The sequence below is a fragment of the Streptomyces sp. NPDC051207 genome (genome assembly GCF_040682395.1).
In the GTDB taxonomy this organism is placed as follows: Bacteria; Actinomycetota; Actinomycetes; order Streptomycetales; family Streptomycetaceae; genus Streptomyces.
Genome location: NZ_JBFBAX010000037.1, coordinates 1 through 22,630, shown reverse-complemented (window position 1 = coordinate 22,630; position 22,630 = coordinate 1). Strand labels below are relative to the sequence as shown.

The window sequence follows — 22,630 nt, the reverse complement described above, 5'->3', positions numbered from 1 at the left end:
CCTGCCGCCGCTCCACCCCCGTCACCTCCTCTCACAACACCGCGGCCACCGCGGACACGCCGACCCTGCGCCACGCCGGGCAGCGCATCGCCGCCGTCGTCGCGGACACTCCTGCCCTCGTCGAGCGGGCCTGTCGGCTGATCCGCGTCAGGTACGAGGTGCTGCCAGCCGTTACCGACCCCGAAGAGGCGCTGCACCCGCACGCGCCCCGCGTACATCCCGAAGGCAACCTGGTCGACGAGATCCATCTGCGCGCCCGGCGACTTCGATGGCGGCTTGAGGGAGGCGGACACCGTCTACGAGGGCACCTTCCGTACCCAGCGGGAACAGCACACCGCCCTGGAGTGCCACGCGTCGCGCGCCTGGACGACTGCGGACGGACGCCTCCATGTGCACACCACCACACAAGCCCTCCACCTGGTACGCCGGCGCCTGTGCAAGATCTTCGAGCTGCCGCCCGAACGCGTCCGGGTGACCGCCGCCCGCCTGGGCGGCGCCTTCGGCGGCAGGCAGGACCTGCTGGCCGAGGACCTCGCCGCCCTCGCCGCGCTGCGCACCGGCTGCCCGGTGCAACTAGAGCACTCTCGGGCCGAAGAACTCACCGCCACCACCACCCGCCACCCCTTTCACGTACACGTCACCCTGGGCGCCCGCCGCGACGGAACCCTCACCGCCGTACGGCTCCGCGTCGTCGCGGACACCGGCGCCTACGGCAACCACGGCCCCGGCGTCCTGAGAGAAGGCTGCACAGCGGGCATCAGCCTCTATCGCTGCCCGAACATCGCCGTCGACGGATACAGCGTCCGTACGCACAACGTGCCCTCCGGAGCCTTCCGCGGCTACGGCGCCGGCCGGATCGCGTTCACCATGGCATCCGCCCTCGACGAACTCGCCCGCATCCTCGGCAACGACCCGCTGACCGTCCGTCGCACAGCCTGTCTGCGCCCCGGCGACCCCACGGCTGTTCCCCGGCGTGGGCGGACGGCACCCGGTCATGGACACCGGCCTGGACCAGTGCCTGGACGTGCTGCGCACGGCCCGTGCCCGCCGTCTGTCCAACAGCCCCCCACAGGTACGCCCCGGTGAGCTGACCGGAGAGGGCATGGCCGTGACCGCGCTGCACACCGAGCCCATGGACGGGCACGTCGCCCGCGCCCGCATCGCGTTGCGCGCGGACGGGCACTACGACCTCGTCATCGGCGCCCCCGAGTTCGGCAGCCAGACCCCCGCCGTCCTGCGCCGCATCGCCGCGACCACGCTGCACACCGAACCGGACCGCATCCACCTGCGGCCGGCCGACACCGACCTCCTCGACCACGACAGCGGCGGCTTCGCCTCGACCGGCATCCGCATCACCGGACGCGCCGTCATCCGCGCCTGCCGCAGCCTGCTCAAGCAGATGAGGGACGCGGCAGCCGCCCATGCGAAGACGGAGCCGTCCTCCTTCCGGCCGGACACCGACGCGATGCACGCTCCCGGCGCCCGAACCGTCGTCCCGCTCACCACCTTCCACGAACACACCCGGGCCAACCGGTAACGACCTCACGGCCACCGGCCGGGCTGCCCTCCCGAAGAGGGCAGCCCGGCCGGTGGCCATCAGCGCTCGGTGGTTCCGTGTCCTGTCGACCCCACGACAGGACACGTGCGAATCCTGGACGGACGCCTGGGCGACCTGCCCGCAACCGAGATCCATTTCGCCCGCCCGCACAGCAACCCGAACCCGAAACCGATGAGTGAACTCCCCTTCAACCCCGTCGCCGCCGCACTCACCAACGCCCTGCGCGACGCCACCGGCATCCGCTACACCACGCTGCCCCTGCGCCCCGACACCGTCTGGGTCGCACTGGCCCGTCCTGAGCCGGCCCCGTCCCACCGCTGACCAGCCGGTGCGGGTACCGGCACCCCAGCACAGCCGGCGAACCGGCCGCGGCCGCACAGTGATATCGCGGTGTTCGTTGCCTGCCACTCGCCGGGACCGTCGTCATGGAACGGGACAGCAGACCGATCCATGAACGGTCGAGTCGCCGGCCGCCTCGGCATGGGCCTGGATCTGCTGCAGGGCTGGGGTGAACACCCCGTCAAGGGCGTAGCGGCGGAAGCAGGTGTACACGGTCTTCCACGGCCGTAGCGTTCCGGGAAATCACGCCAGGAGATCCCGGTGCTGATCTTGTAGACCATCCCGTTGATGACCTGCCGGTCCTCCACGCGAGGCAGCCCCGTCACGGCCCGGGATATCAGCGGAGCGAGTAACTCATTCCCGGTCAGTGAGTTCATGACGACGTACCACGCCACCATGATCTACAACCGGATGATCTTTGAGGACGGACCCTGGCAAGCCTGATGATGGCGGGGCCGGGGGAGTGACATGTCGCCGGCCCACAGGCGCCATGGGGAAGGAGGGGGGTATGACCTTCGATTCGACTACTGGGGCTCAAGCTCCGCAGGTGAGGTTCTGGCCGGTTGATGACCTGCCCGCTCTCACACCGGATCCCTTCCTGGACGAGGTTCTCAGCGGCGAACCGGTCACGCGGATCAAGCTGCCGCACGGGTCGGGGCATGCCTGGCTGGTGACTCGCTACGAGGATGTCCGTTTCGTCACTTCCGATTCGCGCTTCGTCCGTGAACACGTCGTGGGCCGCTGCGTGACCAGCATGTTTCCCGAGCCCGTCGCCTCGCAGACCGCAGGACTTCAGTACATCGACCCGCCCCGCCACACCCACCTGCGCAGGGTCGTCGCCAGGGCCTTCACCACCAAGGCCATGAAACGGCTGCGCCCGGTCGCTGAGTACACGGCGGCCGAGCTGCTCGAGAGCATGCACCAGGCCGGAGCACCGGCCGATCTGATGGAGCACCTGCTGGGCCCCTTCCCCATCGCGGTCATCTGCTCCCTGCTGGGGACTGAGGAGGGCGACTGGCGCCACTGGGCCGCGACAGCGGAAGAGGCCCTGTCCGTCACCGGGGACACAGCGCGCAGCAAGGCGGCCCGCGAGGTGACCCGCCGGCGCATCACCGATCTCCTGGACACCCGCCGCGACGCACCGGGCGACGACCTGGCCGGAGAATTGGCGTGCGCCGTGGCTGCGGGGGAGATCACCGACGCTGAAGCCGTCTCCCTGGCCACGGCGGTCTACGTCAGCGGCGGCCATGCCGTACGGAACAACAGCGGCTCGATGATGTACGCCCTGCTGACCCACCCCGAACACCTCAGCCAGCTGCGTCGCGAGCCGGAACTGCTGCCCCGGGCCGTGGAAGAGCTCTTCCGCTACGTTCCCCACCGCAACGGCGTCGGCATCCCCCGCATCGCGACCGAGGACGTCGAAGTCGGCGGCCACCTGATCCGGGCAGGCGACGTGGTCTACAACTCCTACCTCTCCGCCAACCGCGACCCCACCGTCTTCCCCGACCCTGACACCCTCGACTTCGATCGGGAAAACGTGGCCCATCTCAGCTTCGGACACGGCCCCCACTACTGCCTGGCCGCCGCGATGGCCCGCATGCAAGCCGAGATCGCCATCAGGTCCGTACTCGACCGCTTCCCCCGCCTCCAACTCGCCATCCCCACCACTGAAGTGGAGTTCCTACGCAAGGGACCCATCCGCGGCCCGAGAACTCTGCCCGTCACCTGGTAGGAGAAACGCACCAAACGGCGAATGCGCCCCCGCACGCCGGCCGCGTCGGCCCAGACCTCCAGCCGGCCTGGATGCAACAACGCCACCGCCGCACCCTCCCTTCACCAGGAGTAGGCACCCACCGCCCCCGGCAACCTCGAAGGGCTTCGACCGAACTGCGCAAACGGTGGCGGGCCTCGACGATCCAGGCCTACGGCGCCGACGTCGTCGACCGGCTCGCGGAGCGGGCGCGGGCGGCGGCCGCGGCGGTGTGGGCGCGGGTGCGGCCGGTGATCGACACAGCGCTGGCCGCCGTCGACGTCGACGCCGTGGTCTACGTGATGCGCGGCGCGTTCGAACGACACCACCTGCTCGCCGAAACCCGCCGCCGCCTCTCCCGCAGCCTGCGCGGCCGGCCCCACCAGACGGGCCTGGACGAACAGATCGTGCAGGCGGTCATCGACGGCTACACCCGTCCGGCCAGCCGCCGCATGATGACCGCCGACCTGCACGCCCTGTACCCCCACGACACCGAGAACCAGGCCGTGCTGCGCTGACCCGCAAGCGGACCGCCTCGCCGTACGAGCGAGCCCGCCCTCGCCGCCGACGCGCTGAGGGTCCGGGTCCAGGCCGTGCGTCGCGCGGACCGGCTGGGCTCCCGCACCCGGGCGCGCACCGGTGCGTTACCTGCCAGACTTCCTGCACACCGGCGGAGCGGCCGTAGTCACCCTGGTTGTGGCCGACGGTCTCCTCTACAGCGCGGGAGCGGTGGCGTACGCCGTCCAACGCCCCAACCCCTCGCCCCGCTGGTTCGGCTTCCACAAGGTGTTCCACGCTCTGACCGTGGCAGCCTTCACCGCGCACTACATCGCCATCTCCCTCGCCGTCTACTGACCGAATAGCAGGATCCACTCCGGCGTTACGGTGCTGTCACCCCGCTCGCACACCGATCGGGGAAGGCAGCATGCGGTGAGGGCCCGACCGGCGGTGTGCCGGTCGGGCCCTCACCGCTGTTCTGGTGTCGGCGGACTTCTGTCGCGTCGGTCAGACGGACAGGGGAGTGCCGAGCATCGCGGGAGCCCGCTGCAAAGGGCTTTCGGTGCGGGTGGGTGCGGCTTCGGTAAGGGTGCGGCAGGTGAAGCCGAGGCGGGCCATGGCCCTCAGGACTTCGCTGACGCTGAAATCGCGGCGGTCCTGGCGGGTGATGACCGACCGCCGTGCAGCGGTTCAGCGGGAGAGAGCGAGGACGCCCACGGCGCTGCCGTGTTCGTCGACCACGGGCACGGGCGCGAGCCGCTCACAGGACATCGCGTCCTCGGCTTCGGCCCTCGTTGCCAACGGTGAGACGAACGGCCCGCTGGTGTCGGTGATGGCACCCAGGCGGATCCGGTCGGTGTATCCGGAGCTGTCCCGGACGGCGGTGAGCTGGACCTGGGTGACCAGGCCCACGCATCCGGCGTCCTCGTCGCGGACGACCAGATACTGCGCACGGGCGGCAGCGATGACGGACAACGCCATCTCGACGGTCATGTCGTACCAGACCTGCGGCCCGACCGCGTCCATGGCGTCGGCCACCGTCCGTGCACGGGGTGAGCGCTCACGGAGCGGGTCTGCAACTGGACCAGTGTCAAAGGGTGTCTCCTGCGCAGATAGGCGGGGTTCCTGACCACGCCCTATGCGGCCGCACCGGCAGTCAATTCGCGTGCGAGGGCGCGCCGGGTCGCCGGGGCGGGACGGCGTCGGCCGCGTGAGGTGGCGCCGCGCTTCTTGGCGCGTTCGGCCACCGGTGCGGTGATGACGACCGGAATGCCGGTCGGGGCCTGGGCGCCGGTGATGCGGTGCAGGGCCTCTTCGCCGGTGCGGACCTGAGTGGTCTGCGGCACGATGCCGGCCGCTGCCATGAGGCGGGTCATACCGCGCCGCTGATGCGGGGTGACCAGGGTGACGACGCTGCCGGACTCGCCGGCACGGGCCGTGCGGCCGCCGCGGTGGAGATAGTCCTTGTGGTCGGTCGGCGGGTCGACGTTGACGACCAGGTCGAGGTTGTCGACGTGGATGCCGCGCGCCGCGACGTTGGTGGCGACCAGCACGTTGACGTGCCCGGTTTTGAACTGCGCCAGGGTGCGGGTGCGCTGTGGCTGCGACTTCCCGCCGTGCAAGGCGGCGGCCCGTACCCCACTGTTGAGGAGGTGCTCGGTGAGGCGGTCGACGGCGTGCTTGGTGTCGAGGAACATGATCACGCGGCCGTCGCGTGCGGCGATCTCGGTGGTGGCCGTGTGCTTGTCGGCGCCGTGGACGTGCAGCACGTGGTGCTCCATCGTCGTGACCGCGCCGGCCGAGGGGTCGACGGAGTGCACCACGGGATCGGTCAGGTAGCGGCGCACGAGCAGGTCGACATTGCGGTCGAGGGTGGCGGAGAACAGCATGCGCTGCCCTTCGGGGCGCACCTGGTCGAGCAGGGCAGTGACCTGCGGCATGAAACCCATGTCGGCCATCTGATCCGCCTCGTCGAGGACAGTGATGGAAACCTGGTTCAGCCGGCACTCGCCACGGTCGATGAGGTCCTTGAGGCGTCCCGGCGTGGCGACGACGACCTCGGCGCCACCGCGCAGCGCGCTCACCTGCCTGCCGATCGACATTCCGCCCACGACCGTGGCGAGGCGCAGCCTCACGGAGCGGGCGTACGGGGCGAGGGCGTCGGTGACCTGCTGCGCCAGCTCACGCGTTGGTACGAGAATCAGCCCGAGCGGCTGCCGGGGCTCGGCGCGCTGCCCGGCCGTACGAGCCAGCAGCGCCAGCCCGAAGGCGAGGGTCTTGCCGGAACCGGTACGCCCACGGCCGAGCACGTCGCGGCCGACGAGGGAGTTCGGCAGCGTCGCGGCCTGGATCGGGAACGGTGCGGTCACACCCTGTTTGCCGAGTTCGGCCAGGAGCTGCCCGGGCATGCCGAGATCGGCGAACGCCTCGGCGGCGGGAAGCGCGGGGGTGATCGTCTCGGGGAGGGCGAACTCCCCCTGGATCGCGGCGGGCCGACGGCCGTGACCACCGGAGCGACTCGGTCCGCCGGACCGGCGCGGGGCCGGCGAACCGGATCGGCTGCCACCCCTGCCGGAGTCCGAGCTGCCGTTACGGATACGGGTGAAGCGGTCGTTCGTGCGTGTGCGGTTCATGCGGAACCTTCCTCGATGGCGGCACATATCAAGGAATTCCCGCAGCAGCGAGCGCACGGAGAATTGCAAGAATGGGCCGGTGGAACGCGGCAGCGAATCCGACGGACAGAAAATCCGTGCAGGCGCTGAAATGAAGCGGGCGCGGTGTGGACTCACTATTTGGAGCGTCCACTGCGATGTATCTATGAAGGGGCGCGTCTGCACCCCTGAAGGACGATCCGTGTGTGGTGAGCCCACGACGTCCTGGTTGTCGTCCACAGGCGAAAACCGCTGCGGGAAACGCATGCAGCTGGGGCCCGCACCCCGAGGGATGCGGGCCCCAGCTGCAAGTAAGCGACAGTCAGCGTCAGGCGGGAACGATGTTCTCGGCCGTCGGGCCCTTCTGGCCCTGCGCGATGTCGAAGGTCACCTTCTGGCCCTCCAGCAGCTCGCGGAAGCCCTGGGCGACGATGTTCGAGTAGTGGGCGAACACATCAGCGCCGCCACCGTCCTGCTCGATGAAGCCGAAACCCTTTTCCGCGTTGAACCACTTCACGGTACCAGCAGCCATGTCATATCTCCTTTGGGGGCAGTGCATACGGGATCCGCACCGTGCGACCTCGTGTCGCCGCGATGATCACCCCGCCCGGAAAAGACCGGAAATACAAAAGCGCTCCCAGCGGCACAGGGCCGACCGGAGAGCACTTGAAGTTTCGGGAACCACAACTGCAACTGAGATCGACAGTAGCACGCCGCAGCAGCCAGTGTGCGGTGAAGAACGCCACCCTGCTCAGTGCTGCAGAGAATCTACCCGCATGTTCCGATGAAATCTCCGCCCGCGGGCACAGATATTCACCCACCCGCGCGACGTCATATTTTGCGTGCCACGCTTCCGCGATCCGGTCGCGCCATGTCCCCGAAGACCGGCTCCGGCAGCGTCGTCACCCCGGACCGGTCCCTTCCACCAGATGCTGCCCTGTCTCCTACGACCGGCCCTCAGCCAGCTGGCTGGCGGTGTTCTCGATCCACAGCAGAGTCCACTCGACTTCAGCCCGCCATCCGGGCGCCGCGCTGTCGTACCGTCACAATGGGATACTTGTTGCTCACCGACCCACCTTTGACGATCACCCCCGACGATGGCCATACCGCGAGGCCGTTCCGGCGGGACATCGCTCGAGTGGTGGCGCTCCGGCCGGTGGTGTCAGGTCTGGTCGGGATCGAGGCCCAGGGTGGTTTCGGTGTCCTGCGCGGCGCGCCACAGGCCGTAGACGCTGAAGACGTCGTGGACGGGGGGCGGCCGACCAGTCCTCGGCGGGCGGCTGGGAGAGCATCAGGTAGAGGCCGTTGGCGGCAGTCGACACGGCCTCCTCGCGGGAGGACGCGGGGGGCGTTCATCAGGCGGTCATCCCCGGCCGCGCCACGAACATCGGCGAGCGGCTCCGGCCCCCCGGCCCGCGGCGGGCCATCCGGTTTTTCGTCGAAGTTCGCGTCCACACGACGAAGACGCGCAGCGCGAGGGATCGCGGGGCGCGCGGCCCGCCAGTCGCCCGTGACGTCGAGCAGCTGACCTTATCCGTCGTCGTGATCAGGCCCTCCTGGCCCGCTGCACCTGCCCGCGGGACCGGACCTCATAGGCCATCGACCCGATGCCGGAGCGGATGGAGCGACTTCGCCCGCGCGCGGTTTGCCACCGGCCTTCCGGACGGCTGACTCGCGCTCTGCGCACCCGGCGTCCGCACTCTGGGGAGAGCCGGCCGCCGGCCCGCAGCCCCGTGGTGTCAGGGGTTGAGGTCCAGCACCCGTACCGGCCGGCTGTGCCAGCGTTCCGGCTCGGTGGTGGCGACGATGGCACCTTCGGGCCGGTCCGCCGTGGGCTGCGCGGCGTACTCGACGTGGGCCTGTGCCCACGTCTCCTGGCGGGCCACCGCCAGGGCGGCGGGGAGGTCCAGTTCGAGGACGGTGGCGCCGGGCAGCGCCGCGATGTGCTTGGCCGTTCAGGCCGGGCGCGGTCCGCCTCCACCAGCGCGCACGCCGGGACGTACAGGAACCAGTCCGACTCGGTGTGAGCGCGGTGGGACAGCCGGGACGCGAGCAGGTTGCCCTTCCCGGCCGCCGCCATCGCCGTCTCGTCCAGGACGATACGCATGGCGTCGCTCACCGGTCGGCCGCCCGCGTCGCCTGTGCCAGACGCCGGTCCAGCTCCGCGTCCAGGTCGTGCTGCTCCGCGGGCGTGGGGGCGTAACCGCTCCACTCCTGCAGCGCCGCGCACCCGCTCGGCCCGCTCCGCCCGCTCACGCGGGGTGAGCAGCGTCTCGGCCAGACGCGCCAGGTAAGCGCGCAGGGACAGGCCCCCCTCCGCCGCTATGGCGGCCAGCCGGTCCTTGCCTCTTCGGGAATTCGTACGTTGGCATCCGGCATGCTGCCGCCCCTCCCGTCACCTCGCCGACCAGGATACGGGTACGTACCCGTATTCCTGCCGGTCCCCTCGTGTTCCATGACGTGGCCGACGTCCACGGGCAAGCCGGCCCGGAAGCCGTCCCCCTTCGCTTCGGCCGCCCGCCCGGGGTGCAGCACATTGAGATCCGCTGTAGGCCGGGCTGCCTCTTCCACGGCCTCCGAAAAATGCAGGGCCCGTCTCCGTGCCGCATGTGGAGGGCAGCATCACCCGGCCCGCGTCGGCCAGGACGGGCCGCCCGGAACCGGCCCCACGTGGGCTCGCCCGCCCCTCCCGGCGTCGGGCCGGGGGCGTTCACGGCGGAGGGTGCGTGCTGGCTCGGGCAGCGTCCAGGACATGACCGGCTGTCTTCCCCGCAGCCCGTGAGCCACCTGGGCGCTGGTGAGGAGGTGGTGATCGGGTCAGGGGGCGAGGGCTTCGCGGAGGGTGGGGTGGCAGTCGATGATGTCGTCGACGCCGACGAGCTGCAGGACGCGCAGGACGGAGTCGGTGGGTGCGGCCAGTCGTAGCCAGCCGCAGGCTGCGGTGACGTCCTGGTAGGCGTTGATGAGGATGTTGATGCCGCTGGAGTCCATGAAGGTGACCTGGCGCATGTCGATCACGATGCGGGGCCGGGAGACGCCGGTGACGTCCAGTGCCTGACGCAGTTGGTCGCCGGTGTGGTGGTCGATCTCTCCGGCCAGGGTCAGCACGCGGATGCCGTCCGTGGTGGTGGCCACGACCGACAGCCCGCCGACCTGTTCGGTTCGCCCGGTGTCCGTCATTCGTCCCTCAGCCATTCGGTGATACTTACACATCAAGACCTTCGGCCTGAAGTGCTGCCCTGCACGTCCGGGCGATGCTGCTGTGCCGGTGGGGAGCCTGCGCAGCAGTGTGGAGCGTATATCCGCGTGGACGCGGTTACTCGCGGGGGTGTGAATGGGACAGTGAAAGCGGGCCGCGATGGAACCGGTTCCTGTGAATGAGGACGGCACCGCACCAGGCGAGCAGACCATACAGACCACCGTGGCACTGGAAGGCGACGGCACGGACATCGCCCAGGCCCGCCACCTGGCAGCACGGTTCCTCACCCGGGTGCAGGCGGAACACGGTCTGCCCGTCTCACAGCGCGCCGTGGACCTGACGCAGCTGGTGGTCAGCGAGCTGGTCACCAACGCCCGCAAGTACGCACCCGGCCCGGTGCTGATGGACCTGCGGATCGCCGGTGACATGGTCGAAGTGGTGGTGTGGGACTGCGATCCGGTGCTGCCGGTGGCCCGGGCCGCGGATGCCGGACGGGTGGGGCAGCACGGGCTGGAGATCGTCATGGCCGTCGCTCAGGGCTTCGAGGTCCAGCGGGAGCCGGTCGGCAAACGCATCACCGCCCGCATCGCCCTGCTGGACGACCCCGGCGGCGCCATCGCAGGACGAGGCCCCCTGTAACACGGTCACGGCCCACAGGTTCTCCGAGATTGGTGTCAGCGCCTGTGGAAGCGCGCCTCCAGCCTGGCCCCTCGCGGCGGTTGCGCTGTCCACGTGGCCGGCGTCGGTGTCACGCCACGTCGCCGACTGCCATCAGGCCGCATCGCGGTCCCCCGGTTCGAGAACCGTGGCTTGCGGTGGCTGTCCCGCCTCGGGCGAAGGTGTGCCTGCCGTCGGATAATCGGGACAGCACGGGGTACAACGATTGCGGCTCCTGCTGCAGGAGCTGGAGCACGCCCGGAGAGCTGGGCTGCTCCCAGGCATGAACGAAGGATCGAGAGCATGGCCAGCGGCACCGTGAAGTGGTTCAACTCCGAAAAGGGCTTCGGCTTCATCGAACAGGACGGTGGAGGCCCGGACGTCTTCGCGCACTACTCCGAGATCCAGGGCGGCGGCTACCGGGAGCTGACGGAGGGCGAGCACGTCACCTTCGACATCGGGCAGGGCCAGAAAGGGCCGCAGGCGCAGAACATCGTCCGGGGCTGACCGGGCGAAACGATGATCGTCAAGGCGGCTGCCGGCCCGGGCAGCCGCCTCCCCTTTTCCTGCCGCGCCGATACGCCGCGCCCTCCGGCAGACGCTGTGCGGGACCCAGGACCGCACCCGGCACCTGGCCGTCGTCCTTGCCGCTGTCTACGCCGCCCGCTTCTTCCAGGCCAGGAGGTCGCGGCCGGAGCGGAGATGGCATGGGTCAGCGTATTTGACCTCAAGTGAGGTTGAGCTTTTACGGTCGATCTCCTTGAACCAGCTCATGCGAAGGCGGAGGGGTCGACCCATGGAGTACTCACACAGCGACGCCGAACTGATCGAGCAGCCGATCGGCTACTGGAGTTGGGCGGCCTACAAGGCTGTCGTCACCCGTACCCGGGAAGCCCTCGCCGGGATCGGCACTACCCAGCCGCAGTGGTGGGTTCTCGCGCAGATTGCCCGTGCCGACACCGTCAAAACCCGTGACGAGGTGTCCCGCCTGCTCCGGAACTACCTCGACGCAGGTCCGGAGGCCATGGAGGCGGAGATCGACCAGGCCATTGCCCACGGCTGGATCACCGAGGATGCCGAGGGACGCCTCCGTATCACGAGGGAGGGCAGGGCGTTTTACGACAAGGCCGCGGCTCTCCAGGACGAGCTGCGGGCGGAGCGGCACGCGGGCATCTCCGACACGGAGTACCTCACCACCCTCAAGGTGCTGCAGCGATTCATCCACAACACCGGCGGGCGTGCTTGGCACCACTGAGACAGACCGGCGAACGAGGGTGGCGCTGCCTGGCGCCCTCCTGGACCCGCTGGGTCACCCTCGCCATGCTCGCCCACGCCTTCCTCGCTGTCGTCCGCGCCGACGAACACGCCCGTCGTCCCGGACCGGCCGACCTGGTCCCGGTTTCCTGCAACGAAATCCAGCGCCTGTTCGTCACGCTCGTCGTCCAACCGGTTCACGACGCAGCCCACAGGTTGGGCTGGTCCGACTGGCGACGCCGCCATCAAGCACGGTCCCGCAGCAGCCATTACCGGCGACAAGCCGCAATGCAGACGTGAAGATCACGATCTACAGCTGGAGTATTAACCCGCCCGCGTATCCGGCCGACACCACAACCGAAGGCAGCACAAAGGTCACACGGTGCGGCGTGCCGCCATGCCCTCGCCTCGCCGCTACAGTGTCGCCGCGGCATCGGTCTGCTGCTCCTGCGCGAACCTCGGCCCATTGGTTCGAGGCGGAGGTGAAGAAGCTCGGCTTCGACCCGACCCGTCTCACCGACCGCAACACCGCACGCCAGTGCCTGTTACTCATGCTTCGCGGGCCAGCGGAGCGGAGTGAAAGGTGCCTGAAGCCATGCCGGCCAACCAGATCAGCAGCCGCGCTCGGACCTATGCCCTCTACACCGGTGCCCCCACCGGGCCGCCGCGTGTGCAGCCGTCACTGCCGTGCAGCCCGGCGCACCGCTCATCCCGTCACCGGCCCAGTACGACCAACTCCTCCTCGCATCGGAGGCGTTCTCCTGGGTCCTCAGTGTGCAAAGGCACTTCTTCGAGTACCCCTTCGGCATCCGGTACGTACAGCCCACCTCGCATCCAGCTCCATCTGGAGAGCAACGCCAGCCTTGACAGCCTGCTGAGCGGGCTGATGCCGTGCCGCTCACCGATGCGCACCGGACGAGAGAAGATCTACGGGCTCAACGGCGTCCGGATCCGTGCACGTACTGATCGCGGCATCGAACTCCGCCGACTCGGACAGCCGACCAGCATCCGGCTCACCGGTCCCTCGCGCCGCGCCTTCCAGAAGGCCGAGACGAACCTCGCGCAGCGGATCCACAGCAACGGCGGAGAAGCCTGCTGGCTGGCCGGCGACGCCTGGACCCCTTACGAAAAGCAGTGGGACACCGAACGTCAGCCCATCGCCCACGAGTTCACCTGGCGCGACGCCGCCTGGCTTCCCAGCGGACTGCTCCGCCGCCTCGGCCCCCTCCACACCGTCGCCGTCCCCCAGGTCGTCGGACACGAAGCGCGCCTGGGGGAGTGGTGGATCCTCCAGCTCGAGCACGACTCCGACACCGGCCTGCGCCGCGCCGAACTGGTGCAGGCCCTGACCGACCCGCACCACGGTCTCCGCTGGAACTCTGCGGCCACCGCGACCTGACGCCCGGAGAAAGCCTCGGCCTTGTTCTGCTGAAGTCACCGGATCGCACCGCCGCCCTCCAACTGCGCTAGGACCGGATCGACTACCCGATCAAGGAAGACCGCGCCGAAATGTTCGCGGCGATCAGGCGGCGCACCAGTGCCCTGACCGGCGAGGCATCGCTGCCAGCGACGCCCGGTTGCTCGGCCACCGGCTGAGTCGGACGTGGTGCCGGCCCGTCGTCAACCCCCCCGTCACCCGAAAGGATGCCGTCACGCGACGATGTCTCATGCCCCGCGCGCCTGCCGTACGGTTTTGGCACTGCGCCTGTCGGGGGAGGGCGGCGGGCCGGACCGGGGAGAGGACGGCATCGGGGTGGTCGGGGACGAACCGGAGACCTGGGGCGAGAGAGCGGCCTGCCGGACCGCAGATCCGGACGAGCTGTTCGTCGAGGGCGCGGCTCAGAACAGGGCCAAGGCCATGTGCACCGGCTGCCCGGTGCGCACCGAATGCCTGGCACACGCCCTCGACCACCGGATCGAGCACGGAATCTGGGGCGGGATGACCGAGCGCGAACGGCGGGCCCTCCTGCGACGACGTCCGCTGGTCACGTCCTGGCGCCGCCTGCTCGAGGCCGCCCGATCAGAGCACGAACAGACCGCCGGTGCCGAGGACGGACAGGCACGGGGCGCCACCGGATGACGAGTGGCTGCCGCGGCCGAACGGACCTCCCAAGGGCTGGCGGTCACGTCAGTGCCGTCCCCCCGGCTGGCCGTGAGACCTCAACGGGTCTGCCCGGGTCAGGACCAGGACGATGAGCATGCGCCGGAATGCGCCGTCAGAACGTCCCGAAAGAACCCAGACCGATCTCCGTCTTGCCAACAAGCACACCACGACCTCGAAGCCCAAGTCATCGATCACCAGCGGGCCACCACTGTCGGTGCCAACACCTGGGGGACGAAGCCTGGATGATGACAGCTTCACTGAGCCTCCGCCAACCTGAATTCGCAGGTCAAAGGGCTGGTGTGGTCGGTCCTCGGGGTGCTCGTGCTGGTCGTGGGCGGGAGCCCACGGAGAAGATCACCCGTCAGCGGTTGATTTCGAGGTTCGTCAGAACGAGCAGAGCCCGCAGAAGTCGGGTGGCGCGGGCGGGGTTGGTGCGACGTTTGGTGAGAATCCGCCAGTTCTTGAGGTGGGCGAAGCCGTGCTCGACAGGTGCGCGTCCGACGGCCAGGACTCGGTTGGCTTCCGCCTGACCCGGGGTGAGCTTGTGGGTGCGGCTGGCGGTGTAGCCGGTGACGATCACGGGGTCGAGGATGTCGTTGTCCAGGCCGCGGAAGCCAAGGTCGGCCAGCGCCCCGAGGCCGGCGGCTTGCAGGTGTGCCAGGATGTGGTCGTAGCGGGCAGCGGTGTTGTCGTGGGTGCGGCCGGGCCGGGCAGAGGATATCCAGATCAGCGCCCGTTCTCATCGGTCAGGGCAAAGAGGTGCAGGCCGTGGCTGCGGTGCTTGCCGGAGTAATTTCGCCGGTCGGCCTTGCCGGTGCGGCGCCTGGTGCGGATGAGGGTACCGCCGATCAGGGCTACCTCCCCGCCCTGCTTGGCGACCTTCTTCAGAGCACGGTCCAGGCGGGGCGCCTGGGCGGAGAGCAGTCCGATCAGTTCGTCGCGTCAGCGGCGGACGGTGGACTCGGACGCGTCGTTGCCGCCGGCCATGTCGGCCAGGCGCTGGTCGTGGCGCAGTACGGCCAGGACGATCACTGTGATCTTCCCCGGCGGGGGGATTCGCCATCGGGACCGGATTGCCTTCAGACGGCGTCGCAGCAGGTCAGCGAGGTGGTTGACGGTGCGCGTGGACAGCGGCAGACGGCACTGGTAGACAAGCGGACAGGTGTCCTCGGTGCGTTCTTTGGTATTCGTCACATAATTCCAATGGCCGCCGGGGGCACCCCGGTTACGCCCGTGCCGGTCCGCTCCGAGTAGTGGCTTTCCTGGTGACAGGCGGGTGGTGAACCGGCCGTCGGGCAGTTTGCGGAGCCAGCCGCGATCGACGAGTCTGACGAGCTTGCTGCGTAGCGGTTCCAGCTTGGCCTTCACGCTGACGTCCACCCCGACCACCTCGCCGACCTCGCGGGCCAATGACCGGTCCGGCGGCCTGCCGCACGGCGGCGATGATGCGCTGATAGTCCCACGGCAGCGAGTCCTCCTCCACGCCCGATTGGCGGTGCGGGATCAGCATCACCGCCCGGCCGCCCACCTGCCCGGGCACCGGACCGGCGGAGGCGCGTTCCTCGGCGAGCTGCCCGGTCATCCGTTCAAGGACGCGCTCGGCGACTGCGAGTTCGTCCCGCTCGGCTCGCACTTCCGCCAGCTGTTTGGCCAGCTGCTCTTCGAGTCCGTCCAGTTCCGCGCGCCGCGCGGTGATCCGTTCCAGCAGTTCGGGATCCAGCATGCACCGGATCGTGGAGGGGCACCCGACCCCAGCAGGTAGGAATCGGTTGTCCGGGGAGTGCCGGGTGGCTGGATCAGCGGGGCGGGAGGGAAACCAGAGAGAGGTCCCACTCGTCAGCCGCGTGCAGCAGCGCTGCGGCGTCCAACCTGACCTCCACGACGTACTGGTAGATGTCAGCCCCATCATCGCCCTGTTGCCACGGAGGTGCCGCCTCCAGAGACAGATGAACGCGGATCACCGCGGTCCCGCCCTCGATTCGATGGGCGAGGCTGAAAGCCACGACCGGCTCGATGAACCACGTGTCCGGCGACAGCTCGCCTTCGGCATCAGGTTCGGTGACGTCCACCGTCCCTGCGGCCACCGCGCGCAGCCACGCGGACACCTGGCGGGCCTCATCGGTGAGCAAACACGGATCGGCGAAGGACCACTTCCCCTCAGGAGTCGCCACCGTGCCCTCAATGACCAGCCAGTTGTCGTCGTACGAGTCGCCCCGCACGGTGGCGAACTGATAGCGCACTGGGCGGAGGTCGACACTGCTGGCGGGATCGTTCAGGAGCACTGGGCCAGGATGTCATGCGCTGGCCAGCAGCGGACTGCGCCCCCAGCCCAGGTGCACGGGCCAGAGCGCCGCCCCTGACGCCGTTTCGGAGACAATCCCGACCCCTGCCAGACGATCTTCTCGATGGGCTCCCGCCCACGACCAGCACGAGCACCCCAAGGATCGAGCACACCAGCCCTTTGACCTGCGAATTCAGGTTGGCGGCAGCTCACTCCTCGTGTCCGGCCCGGCTTGCGCCCAGATCCGCAGCGAGGTCACGAAGACGTGCCCGAGGGCCTCCAGGGCGAAGGTGTCCTCGCACGGCTCGCCGGCTTCCGGGCCGGGCAGTGCGGTGACCGGGACGACGATCCGCGTCGCGACGTCGACAAGAAGCTCGGGCATCCGCGGTTCGGCGTCGGCGAATTTTCGCGGGCGACGTCGGCGTCGTCGGCCTGGACGGCCCGGAGGTAGTTGAAGGCGCTGATGGCCGTGTGCGGGGTCGTCGGGGCGAGCGGCGTGGTGTCGGGCATGTCGGCTCCTTAACGACGGGCCGCCCCGCTGATCGCGGCGGCCTCGAACCCAATGCTCGAACCGCGGCCCTGTGGACAGAGTCCGGCCGCTGACGGGAGAGAACTCTCCCCCTCCGGTTGATCACGATGCGGTCACGACCGGCAGGCTTCTCAAGATCGGTGTCACGGGAGCCGAAAACCCCACCTGTACAAGGTGAACGGCGGGATCAGCCCGCCCCACCTCCAGGAGCACCCTGTGGCGAGCACCGCAGACCAGCCCGAGCAGCCCCCGGATACGGCCCGTCCGGACAACCAGCACGACAAGCTCACGCGGGACACCCTCCTGGATCTGGAGGACCACCACCTGGTGAATTCGGACGGGCACCAATCCGCGTCCGCCTTCGCTCCGAATCACAGGTACGAGTGACCAAACTAGGCTCACTGGCATGCCAGTTGGGCCACCAAAAGGGGATGCCTGATCGTGATAGCCCAGCGTACGGCCCGAATGACCGTCATACTGGCCCTTCCTGCGGCGTTGTCGCTGGCCGCGGTGACACCTGCGCACGCCCATGACGGACACGGTTCCGATGCCGCCGCGTCGGCCGAGGCGGATCAGACGTACCAGATCAACCTTGAGGCACTGAACAAGTCCGGCTCGCAGGGCACGGTGCTGCTCGACATGGACGGCCGGGAGCTGACGGTGAAGATCGAGGCCGAGGGCCTGGTCCCGGGGCAGCCGCACGCCCAGCACATCCATGGCTCGACCGACGGGCACGACTTCCACTGCCCGGACGCGAGCGCGGACAAGGACGGTGACGGCATCGTCACCACCGCCGAGGGCCTGCCGGCGTATGGGGACATCAACATCTCCCTGACCACCAGGGGCGACACGTCCAAGAAGAGCGGCCTGGCCGTGGAGCGGATGCCGACCGCCAAGGCAGACGGCACCCTGTCTTACTCACGCACGATCACCGTGTCGAAGGAGGTCGCCGACCACATCAAGGACCTCCACGTGGTGCAGCACGGCATCGACCCGAACAACAACAAGGAGTACGACTTCGGCAAGGGCAAGAGCGAACTGGATCCCAAACTGCCCCAGGAAGCCACGGCCCCCGCCAACTGCGGCATGGTCAAGGGAGCAGCGGTCGGCTCCATGCCGGTCGGCGGCGTCGAGACGGGCAGCGGCAGTACCCAGAGCATGGCGGCTCCCACCCTCATAGCAGGCGGTGCGGCAGCACTCCTGGCTGCCGGTGGTCTGTTCGCCGTACGGCGCAACACGCATCTCCGCGGGCAGGTACGCGGACGCGACTGACACGGAGTGCGAAAGCGGGGCAGGGGACGCAGCACAGAGCGATCGAAGGAGCGCGGGCCATGGATGAGTCGGGACGGTTCGGGCACGGCAGCGCGCGGCGCCCGGAACGACGGCGCATAGCCTTGAGCGTGGGGGCCCTCACCCTGGTCCTTGTCGGGGGGCTACTACTGGCGATGGGTATGAGTCGGCAAGCAGGTGCCCCGTCTGTTCGCGCGGATATACCTGGCAGTCTGAGCACCTCACCCCCGCCGAAGAGCGAGTCGGGCGAACGCCCGGCCCTTCGACCTCTGCCCTACTCCGCTCCCGTACAGGTCTCGATCTCCTCCATCGGCGTGTCCTCCTCGCTGGAGGAGCTCGGCCGGGACGAGAACAAGGCGATGGAGACGCCTCGCGATCCTGCCAAAGCGGGCTGGTATCGGCCCGGCCCTGCTCCCGGCACCCTGGGCCCGGCGATCATCGCGGGCCACGTGACCTTCAACGGCACGCCCTCGGTCTTCTTCAAACTGGCCCAGTTGAAGACCGGGGCAACGATTAAGGTGAAACGCAAGGACGGCGTCACGGCCCAGTTCACCGTCAACCACGTCGCCCAGTACCCCAAAGACCGCTTCCCGACGGTCGATGTCTACCGCAACCTCGACCATGCCGGCCTGCGGCTGATCACGTGCGGGGGTGCCTTCTCCAAGGAGAGCAGGCGCTACGCCGACAACGTCGTGGTCTACGCCTCGCTCACGGGGGCCCGCCGGTCCTGACGTCTCGCCAGGACCGGCCCCTCCCCCTGGCAGGCTCGCCGTGACGCCCTTGGGATGGTGGCGGCCGGCCACGGAGGAACTGCCCCTTGGCCACCGGCAGCATCAGCAGACCGGTCCCGGCCGCGGCCGCCAGGGCGAAACCCGCCACAACCACCTGCGCCGGATGCCGCAGACGCGGCCACCGACGCGTCACCACCCCAGGCCCTCCGCCCTGCGGACAGGCACCACGATTGTTCGCACTGGAAGACGATAGACAACCCCGCCGCCATTCCCGGCGCCGCCCCTGCCGTATGCCCTGCCCCGTGTCTGGGCTTGCGCCATGCAACCCCGAACAGTACCCGACAGCACCCAACCACCCCTGGCCCACTGGCCCGTACGGAGCTGCCGGGTGACCGGGTGAAAGCCTCCGACCCCGCCTGCGACCGGGGCATGCGGCACGCCGAATACGCGTTGCTTCTGACCGCTGCGCTGCTGGTCACCGCCGGTGCTCTCACCGACTCGCTGTGGCTGGTGATCATCGGAGCATGGACTCTGATCGCCGCCGGCCTGATCGAAATGATCTACCGGCCATAGAAGTCAGCCAGGTGGATCCTGGTGCTCAGCTCACCTCGGCCTCTTCCGGGCTTCGCCGGGCGGGAACCCGGACCGTTCGGTGTGCGTCCCTCCGCCTGAGCGGGATGACTTGCCCGCCGACCACACACCAACAGGGACCAGTGATGAGCGACAAGGCCCGCAGACTCTTCGAGGCCCGCGACCTGAACGGCGACGGACTCCTGACCCGCGAGGAGGTGATCGTCGCCCTGCGGACAAAAGGACCCTCGCTGGCCGCCACAGGTGTCCTCCCGTCTTGGGGGGTGCAGGACGCCGACGCGTCCTCCGCTCTGTTCGACGCCGCCGACCAGAACGGCGACGCTGCCCTCACCTTCGAGGAGTTCACCGCGGTGGTCGACCGCCGGTTCGGCTGGAGCTGATCCCAGGTGCATGCGCACGTAGCGCATGGCTCACCGCAGGGCGCGAGGGCGAGGGCGGTGAGCGGGGTGTAGAGGGCGACCAGGAGACAGCCCGCGGTGGTGCCGTCCGTGGTCGGCCAGGTCCCGGCCACCGCCGTCGTCGTCCAACCTCCCCAGTCGTGGGCCGCTGGCATGAGCGGCCACGCCGCACATAGGCGCTTGAAGCGCCCTCGTTCGCATTGACTCGAACGCCCGCGTGCGAATTCGCACGCCGCGCTAGGCGGATCAGGGCCCGATGAGGATGTCGTGTCTGCCGATCCGCCGCCACACGATGTGCTGCTCGCCGGGGATTATCTGCGGCCCGTAGGACCAGGTTGCGCGGCCGTTCCCGTCCCAGATGATTTCGAAGACGCCGGGCGCGCGCCGGACACCCTGACGCGGAGGCCGACGCGGAAGGCCCCGGTACGCAGATCCTCGACAAAGGCCGCCACGGGCTGGCGGAAGCGGCGGCGCTGTTCTGGGGTGAGGCGGTCCAGGTCGGTGGTGAAGCGGGGTAGGGCCTCGTAGGTCGGCACGTCGGTCCTCCAGGCAGCAAGAAGCCCCCGGCGTTGCCGGGGGCGAAGAGCCGGTGACGTGGTGCGCGGTCGGGCGTCGCCGTTGGGTGGGGGAGCGGTAGTAGATGTACGCGTGTTGACGGTGGAGTCGTCTGCTGGCGGGTTTCGGGGTGGGTGAGGCACGTGTGACTGATTGCCACGTGTGAGGCCGCCGCGCAGTAATCGCACGACAGCGTCAGGGGTTGCCGCAGTGGTCCCGCATCACCTTCGTCCACTGCTAAGGACGGACGGTCGGCAGCCGGGGCATCGACGCCCAGTGACACGCTCGGCGGTGGTGAAGCCGGACTGCGCGGAGCGCACCTGGAGCACGCCCAGGAGCAGCGGCGTGCGGCAGAAGGGGCAAAGCTGGTGGTGATGGTGGTCATGGGCGGGAGAACGCGTCGGCCACCGGCGTCATTTGCACGGTATGCGTGACGTTCTCGGGCCACCGGTGCAATCACAGGAGCGGCTGATCGCGGATCACTCCAGTTGTACACGCCGTCACCGGCGACGAATGGGAAGACTCCCTCTCCTACGTCGACCGGCTCGTCCTGCCCCTGCTGCGCGAACGCCGCGTCCGGCTGGTCCAGGTGTGCCGCGCCGGCAAGAGCGACGCCGAAGGCGTCCTCGTCCTGGACGACTCCCGCACCTCGCAGCGGATCCACCAGGCCGGCCCCTGTAGCGCCACCGTGATCTCAAGGCCGAAGCCGAGGCAGTACGGGCTCATCTCGCCAGCGATCGGTCGCGAATCGCTGCCGCAGCCACAGCGCGTAAAGAGGCCGCGCTGAAGGTCGAGAACCGCATGCTCCTCGAACAGAACGCTGACCTTGGGCGAAGCCTTGAGGAGGCGCGGGCCCAGTTGCGTGCACTGCGCATCCAGGAGCTCGGTGCCCGTGCCCGCGACGGTATGGGCCTGCCAGCCGCACGGGACACCGAGATGGAGGAACTGCGCAAGCAGCGGGACGCTGCGCTGGCTGCCAGCCAGCCAGCGCGCAGAGGCCGATCTGACGGCCCTGCGCAACGTCAACCGGCGCCTGATGGTGGAGAACGGTCAACTGCTCAAGGCCGCGACCCGGCACGTCACCGCTGAGTAGTGTGCGAAGGCGCCGTCAGACGCGGAGGACCGGGTGCCGGGCGGGGCTGCAGGGTGCCATTCGAACAGGACGATGGTGGTGTCATCCCTGAGCTGGCCTCGCTATTTGTGGGCGAGGAGGGTGTGCATGAGGCGGCGCAGGGCCTCGGGGGCGGCTTCGTCGGCGGCCATGGCGCGGATGAGAAAGTGGCGAAGCCTCCTTCACCGAAGCGTTCGCCGATGCGGGAGCGGGCGTCGGTGACGCCGTCGGTGTAAAGCAGGACGCGGTCCCCGGGCTCGAGCTGGCTGTGGTGGATGGTGCACGCGTTGTCCGGCTGAAGGGCGCCTAGTAGGCCCAGGGGCAGTTCGCTGGGGCGTTCCATGGCTCCGTGCACGACCTCTGTGCCGCGGATGAGCAAAGGGGTGGGGTGGCCGCAGTTGACCCAGGTCAGGTGTCCGGTGATCAGGTCGAGGTGGCTGAGGACGGCGGTGACGTACCGGTCGGGGAACGCGTCGGCCAGGGCCTGGTCGAAGTTGTGCACGGTTTCGGTGAGGTCGGCGCCGCGGCGGCGGGTGTTGCCGCTGGCGTCCAGGGCGACCGAGGAGGTCAGGCCCGCCTGCAGGTCGGGGCCCAAGGCGTCGAGGACGGCCGCGTGCAGAAGTGGCCGATGAGGCCGTGCTCGAAGGCGGGCTCGAGGACCGTGCTGGAGGTGACTGGCCGGTGTCGATGGTCCGGGAGGGCAGGAACGCCCCACACCGCTTCGCCTCGCTCCCCGCTGCTCACCGAACACGCCGCAGCCGCCACGCTCCGCGTCTGCTGTCGGCCGACCGCCCCAACCAGGGGCGACCGGCGATGCGTGAGAGGGCTGGTCCTGCCCCTGGGAGCCTCGGGGGCGGGACCGGCGGATGGCAGCATGGTCCACCTTCGCGGGAGATGCTCACGGCCCTCGTCAACGGCTCGTGGATCAGTGCCGTATTCACTCAGCCGGCCGAGCCGGGGCATCCGCCGCCTCTTCGTGAACAGTGTCCGTGATCCTCGGCTGACTCGCGCAGCCGGTCGGGTCGCTGGGACTCACTTACTGATCATTTCAGAATGAGTTCGGCTCAGGGACTTGGCAGTTGGGCTGGTGGGCGGCAGGGTTCTGTGAGTGTCGGATGATCTTGTGCCTGATGA

General features: G+C 69.1%; 26 protein-coding genes and 6 pseudogenes. 18 read left to right on the top strand and 14 right to left on the bottom strand.

The window, feature by feature from the left end:
* The first annotated feature begins 276 nt into the window (after positions 1-276).
* The 3 genes from AB0M97_RS27140 to AB0M97_RS27130 all read left to right on the top strand — a co-directional run bounded on the left by AB0M97_RS27140 (position 277) and on the right by AB0M97_RS27130 (position 1,879).
* A complete protein-coding gene (locus AB0M97_RS27140; RefSeq protein WP_365963601.1) occupies positions 277-1,086 on the top strand; it encodes a molybdopterin cofactor-binding domain-containing protein in 810 nt (269 codons plus the stop codon).
* Positions 995-1,537 (top strand): molybdopterin cofactor-binding domain-containing protein, encoded by a 543-nt coding sequence (locus tag AB0M97_RS27135; protein WP_365963600.1) that lies wholly within the window; start codon positions 995-997, stop codon positions 1,535-1,537. Before AB0M97_RS27140 ends, AB0M97_RS27135 begins: the two co-directional genes overlap by 92 nt.
* Positions 1,538-1,642: 105 nt before the next feature.
* Positions 1,643-1,879, top strand: a complete 237-nt coding sequence (locus AB0M97_RS27130) for a hypothetical protein (RefSeq protein ID WP_365963599.1) — start codon at positions 1,643-1,645, stop codon at positions 1,877-1,879.
* Here AB0M97_RS27130 and AB0M97_RS27125 read toward each other — a convergent pair.
* The gene (locus tag AB0M97_RS27125) at positions 1,801-2,274 is read right to left on the bottom strand and encodes a transposase (RefSeq protein ID WP_365963598.1); all 474 of its coding nucleotides are present in this window, start codon (positions 2,272-2,274) and stop codon (positions 1,801-1,803) included. The two genes, AB0M97_RS27130 and AB0M97_RS27125, sit on opposite strands and share 79 nt — an antisense overlap.
* A gap of 377 nt (positions 2,275-2,651) precedes the next feature.
* On the opposite strand from AB0M97_RS27125, the gene AB0M97_RS27120 reads away from it, so the two are divergent.
* From AB0M97_RS27120 to AB0M97_RS27110, 3 genes and pseudogenes are all read left to right on the top strand, one after another.
* Positions 2,652-3,629 (top strand): cytochrome P450, encoded by a 978-nt coding sequence (locus tag AB0M97_RS27120; RefSeq protein WP_365963627.1) that lies wholly within the window; start codon positions 2,652-2,654, stop codon positions 3,627-3,629.
* A 146-nt stretch (positions 3,630-3,775) separates the two neighbouring features.
* Positions 3,776-4,270: pseudogene (locus AB0M97_RS27115) on the top strand (conjugal transfer protein TraA); the annotation flags it as partial.
* 10 nt (positions 4,271-4,280) lie between these two features.
* Positions 4,281-4,502, top strand: a pseudogene (locus tag AB0M97_RS27110) (hemolysin III family protein); the annotation flags it as partial.
* A 150-nt stretch (positions 4,503-4,652) separates the two neighbouring features.
* On the opposite strand, the pseudogene AB0M97_RS27105 reads toward AB0M97_RS27110, so the two are convergent.
* From AB0M97_RS27105 to AB0M97_RS27075, 7 genes and pseudogenes are all read right to left on the bottom strand, one after another.
* Positions 4,653-4,817 (bottom strand): annotated as a pseudogene (locus tag AB0M97_RS27105) (SCO5918 family protein); the annotation flags it as partial.
* Between the two features lie 18 nt (positions 4,818-4,835).
* Positions 4,836-5,171, bottom strand: a complete 336-nt coding sequence (locus AB0M97_RS27100; protein ID WP_365963597.1) for a CBS domain-containing protein — start codon at positions 5,169-5,171, stop codon at positions 4,836-4,838.
* A gap of 110 nt (positions 5,172-5,281) precedes the next feature.
* On the bottom strand, positions 5,282-6,778 hold the full coding sequence (locus AB0M97_RS27095; RefSeq protein ID WP_365963596.1) for a DEAD/DEAH box helicase: 1,497 nt from the start codon (positions 6,776-6,778) through the stop codon (positions 5,282-5,284).
* 346 nt (positions 6,779-7,124) lie between these two features.
* Positions 7,125-7,328 carry a cold-shock protein gene (locus AB0M97_RS27090; protein ID WP_365963595.1) on the bottom strand — a complete coding sequence of 68 codons (204 nt, stop codon included), beginning with the start codon at positions 7,326-7,328 and terminating at the stop codon, positions 7,125-7,127.
* Between the two features lie 1,207 nt (positions 7,329-8,535).
* Positions 8,536-8,903, bottom strand: a pseudogene (locus tag AB0M97_RS27085) (hypothetical protein).
* An 8-nt stretch (positions 8,904-8,911) separates the two neighbouring features.
* A pseudogene (locus tag AB0M97_RS27080) lies at positions 8,912-9,175 on the bottom strand (hypothetical protein).
* A gap of 438 nt (positions 9,176-9,613) precedes the next feature.
* Entirely contained in the window at positions 9,614-9,991 is a 378-nt protein-coding gene (locus AB0M97_RS27075) for an STAS domain-containing protein (protein ID WP_365963594.1), read from the bottom strand.
* A 163-nt stretch (positions 9,992-10,154) separates the two neighbouring features.
* Between AB0M97_RS27075 and AB0M97_RS27070 the strand changes: the two genes are divergently transcribed.
* From AB0M97_RS27070 to AB0M97_RS27045, 6 genes and pseudogenes are all read left to right on the top strand, one after another.
* Entirely contained in the window at positions 10,155-10,634 is a 480-nt protein-coding gene (locus AB0M97_RS27070; RefSeq protein WP_365963593.1) for an ATP-binding protein, read from the top strand.
* A gap of 321 nt (positions 10,635-10,955) precedes the next feature.
* A complete protein-coding gene (locus tag AB0M97_RS27065) occupies positions 10,956-11,159 on the top strand; it encodes a cold-shock protein (RefSeq protein WP_365963592.1) in 204 nt (67 codons plus the stop codon).
* 289 nt (positions 11,160-11,448) lie between these two features.
* Complete coding sequence (locus AB0M97_RS27060) at positions 11,449-11,907, top strand: MarR family winged helix-turn-helix transcriptional regulator (RefSeq protein ID WP_365963591.1); 459 nt, start codon at positions 11,449-11,451, stop codon at positions 11,905-11,907.
* Positions 11,908-11,942: 35 nt separating this feature from the next.
* Positions 11,943-12,206, top strand: a pseudogene (locus AB0M97_RS27055) (IS701 family transposase); the annotation flags it as partial.
* Positions 12,207-12,810: 604 nt separating this feature from the next.
* Positions 12,811-13,305, top strand: a complete 495-nt coding sequence (locus tag AB0M97_RS27050; RefSeq protein ID WP_365963590.1) for a hypothetical protein — start codon at positions 12,811-12,813, stop codon at positions 13,303-13,305.
* A 354-nt stretch (positions 13,306-13,659) separates the two neighbouring features.
* A complete protein-coding gene (locus tag AB0M97_RS27045; protein ID WP_365963626.1) occupies positions 13,660-13,986 on the top strand; it encodes a WhiB family transcriptional regulator in 327 nt (108 codons plus the stop codon).
* A gap of 385 nt (positions 13,987-14,371) precedes the next feature.
* On the opposite strand, the gene AB0M97_RS27040 is transcribed toward AB0M97_RS27045, so the two are convergent.
* Positions 14,372-14,731, bottom strand: a complete 360-nt coding sequence (locus AB0M97_RS27040) for a transposase family protein (protein WP_365963625.1) — start codon at positions 14,729-14,731, stop codon at positions 14,372-14,374.
* A 221-nt stretch (positions 14,732-14,952) separates the two neighbouring features.
* Complete coding sequence (locus AB0M97_RS27035) at positions 14,953-15,378, bottom strand: hypothetical protein (protein ID WP_365963589.1); 426 nt, start codon at positions 15,376-15,378, stop codon at positions 14,953-14,955.
* On the opposite strand from AB0M97_RS27035, the gene AB0M97_RS27030 reads away from it, so the two are divergent.
* Positions 15,368-15,772 carry a hypothetical protein gene (locus tag AB0M97_RS27030; protein ID WP_365963588.1) on the top strand — a complete coding sequence of 135 codons (405 nt, stop codon included), beginning with the start codon at positions 15,368-15,370 and terminating at the stop codon, positions 15,770-15,772. The genes AB0M97_RS27035 and AB0M97_RS27030 overlap by 11 nt on opposite strands.
* 34 nt (positions 15,773-15,806) lie before the next feature.
* On the opposite strand, the gene AB0M97_RS27025 is transcribed toward AB0M97_RS27030, so the two are convergent.
* Together AB0M97_RS27025 and AB0M97_RS27020 are read right to left on the bottom strand one after the other, a co-directional pair.
* Positions 15,807-16,292, bottom strand: a complete 486-nt coding sequence (locus AB0M97_RS27025) for a hypothetical protein (RefSeq protein ID WP_365963587.1) — start codon at positions 16,290-16,292, stop codon at positions 15,807-15,809.
* A gap of 192 nt (positions 16,293-16,484) precedes the next feature.
* Positions 16,485-16,673, bottom strand: a complete 189-nt coding sequence (locus tag AB0M97_RS27020) for a hypothetical protein (protein ID WP_365963586.1) — start codon at positions 16,671-16,673, stop codon at positions 16,485-16,487.
* Between the two features lie 363 nt (positions 16,674-17,036).
* On the opposite strand from AB0M97_RS27020, the gene AB0M97_RS27015 reads away from it, so the two are divergent.
* The 5 genes from AB0M97_RS27015 to AB0M97_RS26995 all read left to right on the top strand — a co-directional run bounded on the left by AB0M97_RS27015 (position 17,037) and on the right by AB0M97_RS26995 (position 19,812).
* Positions 17,037-17,207: a hypothetical protein gene (locus AB0M97_RS27015; protein ID WP_365963585.1), complete on the top strand. Its 171-nt coding sequence runs from the start codon at positions 17,037-17,039 to the stop codon at positions 17,205-17,207.
* Between the two features lie 54 nt (positions 17,208-17,261).
* Positions 17,262-18,092 (top strand): hypothetical protein, encoded by an 831-nt coding sequence (locus AB0M97_RS27010; RefSeq protein ID WP_365963584.1) that lies wholly within the window; start codon positions 17,262-17,264, stop codon positions 18,090-18,092.
* 59 nt (positions 18,093-18,151) lie between these two features.
* Positions 18,152-18,841, top strand: coding sequence for a class F sortase (locus AB0M97_RS27005; protein WP_365963583.1), 690 nt, complete (start codon positions 18,152-18,154; stop codon positions 18,839-18,841).
* Between the two features lie 396 nt (positions 18,842-19,237).
* Entirely contained in the window at positions 19,238-19,414 is a 177-nt protein-coding gene (locus AB0M97_RS27000; RefSeq protein WP_365963582.1) for a hypothetical protein, read from the top strand.
* A 143-nt stretch (positions 19,415-19,557) separates the two neighbouring features.
* A complete protein-coding gene (locus AB0M97_RS26995) occupies positions 19,558-19,812 on the top strand; it encodes an EF-hand domain-containing protein (RefSeq protein WP_365963581.1) in 255 nt (84 codons plus the stop codon).
* 1,104 nt (positions 19,813-20,916) lie between these two features.
* Here the strand turns inward: AB0M97_RS26995 and AB0M97_RS26990 are convergent.
* Complete coding sequence (locus tag AB0M97_RS26990; RefSeq protein ID WP_365963580.1) at positions 20,917-21,411, bottom strand: hypothetical protein; 495 nt, start codon at positions 21,409-21,411, stop codon at positions 20,917-20,919.
* A gap of 53 nt (positions 21,412-21,464) precedes the next feature.
* Positions 21,465-22,211: a PP2C family protein-serine/threonine phosphatase gene (locus AB0M97_RS26985; protein ID WP_365963579.1), complete on the bottom strand. Its 747-nt coding sequence runs from the start codon at positions 22,209-22,211 to the stop codon at positions 21,465-21,467.
* Positions 22,212-22,630: the final 419 nt, after the last annotated feature.